The 1,118-nt window shown below is 41.2% G+C and carries 1 pseudogene; it reads left to right on the plus strand.

The features are described 5' to 3' along the window. Window positions 1-1,118 (plus strand): annotated as a pseudogene (locus tag PV763_RS17610) (excinuclease ABC subunit A); the annotation flags it as partial.

A 1,118-nucleotide genomic window follows, 5' to 3' on the forward strand; every position in this document is an offset into this window, starting at 1 on the left:
AACTCCGTATTTGTTGTAGAGCATGATTTAGAGCTCATGCGTCGTGCTCAATGGTTAGTGGATGTTGGACCAGATGCAGGAGAGCAAGGTGGTAATATTTTATATAGTGGAGTACCTCAGGGTTTAAGTGAGATTTCAGCTTCACGTACTGCAAGTTATTTATTTAATAAAATCCCAGTTACTCAAAGTTATGGACGTACACCCTCTGGTTGGCTTGAACTTAACAATATTTACCGACATAACCTGCATAATATTGATGCTCGTATACCTCTTGGTGTACTTACAGCAGTTACAGGTATTTCAGGTTCAGGTAAATCTAGTCTCGTTTCTCAAGCTTTACCCGAGTTAGTACTTTCATATTTAGGCAATGAATCTGAAACTGAAAACAATAATGAAAATAATCCGTTAAATGAAGGAATGTTGGTTACCGAGGTTACACAGGGTTCTCTGGCTGGTGATGTAGAGGCTATACAGCGTCTGGTACAGGTTGATCAAAAACCAATTGGCCGTACTCCACGTTCTAATCTGGCAACTTATACGGGTTTATTTGATCATGTTAGAAAGTTATTTGCTGGGACTCCTGAAGCTCGCCAAGCTCATTATGATGCTGGACGTTTTTCGTTTAATGTGGCTAAAGGGCGATGTGAAACTTGTGAAGGTGAAGGCTTTGTCAGTGTAGAATTATTGTTTATGCCAAGTGTATATGCCCCTTGTCCGACATGTCATGGTGCTCGATATAATGATGACACTCTGAAAATTCGCTGGAATGGACGTAATATTGCTGAAGTATTAGGAATGACCGTCAATGAAGCACGTGATTTTTTTGATGGAGAGGTTTCGATTGCTCGTTCACTACAATTATTAAAGGAAATTGGCCTTGGTTATTTACGTTTAGGGCAACCAGCGACTGAACTATCTGGTGGAGAAGCGCAACGTATTAAATTGGCGACCGAGCTGCAACGCAATCAGCGTGGAAATACACTGTACATACTTGATGAGCCAACTACAGGTTTGCATCCATCAGATGTAGATCGATTGTTAGTTCAATTGCAGCGATTAGTCGATGCGGGTAATACCGTGGTTATGATTGAGCATGATATGCGTGCCGTTGCACAAGC

This window comes from Acinetobacter sp. AS5, assembly GCF_048957595.1.
Classification (GTDB): Bacteria; Pseudomonadota; Gammaproteobacteria; order Pseudomonadales; family Moraxellaceae; genus Acinetobacter.